This window comes from Shewanella algicola (assembly GCF_014648035.1).
GTDB classification, from domain to species: Bacteria; Pseudomonadota; Gammaproteobacteria; order Enterobacterales; family Shewanellaceae; genus Shewanella; species Shewanella algicola.
The window spans coordinates 1-1,028 of sequence record NZ_BMQI01000152.1 but is presented as its reverse complement, the minus strand read 5'-3'; the positions used below and the strand labels follow the sequence as shown (position 1 = coordinate 1,028).

Annotated in this window: 1 protein-coding gene; it reads left to right on the top strand. The window is 41.8% G+C overall.

Annotated elements, in window-relative coordinates; genetic code table 11:
* A partial coding sequence (locus IEY42_RS22160; protein ID WP_188927326.1) for an IS110-like element ISShfr7 family transposase occupies nt 1–901 on the top strand: 901 nt, incomplete at its 5' end.
* Nucleotides 902–1,028: the final 127 nt, after the last annotated feature.

Below are 1,028 nucleotides of genomic sequence, written 5' to 3'. Positions count from 1 at the left end.
TCTAGAACCCTATATCGGCAATGTAATTGTCGGGGTTGAGTGTATGCATTGCTGGTACTGGGTATCAGATTGGTGTGCTGAACTCGGGATTGATTTTATCTTAGGCCATGCGCTTTATATGAAGGCGATCCACGGTGGTAAAACTAAAAATGATAAAATCGATTCCTTTAAAATTGCCACATTACTGCGTGGTGGTAACTTCCCCATAGCGTACGATTATCCGAGTGAAATGCGCGCAGCACGCGACTTGTTACGTCGACGAATGAAGATTGTCCGTCACGGGGCCATGCTCAAAGGCCATGTGGTTAACACCAACAGTCAATACAACTTGCCTGCGACAGAGTTAAATCTTAAAAATATTTCAGCAAGACAAAAACTACGCGAGCAGTATCAAGATCCTATCGTGCAACGCAACATTGATTTAGACATGGCGCTACTCGATTGCTATGCAAAAGAACTGGCTCAAGTTGAATGGTTTATCGAAAAACAAGCCAAAAACCATAATCCTGTCTATTTAGAATTACTGAAAACGGTACCTGGTATTGGTAAGATTTTATCGCTGACTATCCTATATGAAATCGGCGATATCAGTCGATTTGAGTCAGTTCAAAAGTTTGCGTCATACTCTCGATTAGTCAAATGTAAAGCGGAGTCAGCCGGTAAAACCTATGGTACCAATGGCAATAAAATCGGTAATGCTCATTTGAAATGGGCGTTCTCAGAAGCTGCGGTACTTTACCTGCGAGGCAATGACAAAGCACGTAACTACCTTAACCGATTACAAAAACGAATGAGTAAAGCAAAGGCGTTGTCTGCACTGGCACATAAGCTTGGTCGCTGTGTTTATTTCATGTTGAAGAACAAAACGGTGTTTGATGAACAACGATTCTTGAAAGGATAAGTCGCGCAATAAGGTGAGCTGAACGTCTAACTAGATACTCTTAAAAAGAGAAGCGAGCATGACCGTGAATGATGTGGCTAATGAAGCAATGACTTCTCACCATCATCACTATGCCAAATGCTATTTA